Genomic DNA, 203 nt, shown 5'->3' on the forward strand with positions numbered 1-203 from the left:
GAGAAGCTGCACGCGAAGATCGGGCAGCTGGTGGTGGAACGGGATTTTTTGGCGAAAGCGTCCGGTCGATGAGCCTGGAGCGGCGGCGCCAGATGATCGAGCCGGACCACCCGCAGCTATCGGTGGTGCGGCAGTGCGAGTTGGTCTCGATCAGCCGCTCGGGGTTCTACCACCGGCCTGCGGGCGAGACGGCGCTGAACCTC

General features: G+C 66.0%; 1 pseudogene. It reads left to right on the top strand.

Features of this window, described 5'->3' with window-relative positions:
• Positions 1-203: pseudogene (locus Q7A36_RS41550) on the top strand (IS3 family transposase); the annotation flags it as partial.

This window comes from Paracraurococcus lichenis (genome assembly GCF_030657435.1).
In the GTDB taxonomy this organism is placed as follows: Bacteria; Pseudomonadota; Alphaproteobacteria; order Acetobacterales; family Acetobacteraceae; genus Paracraurococcus; species Paracraurococcus lichenis.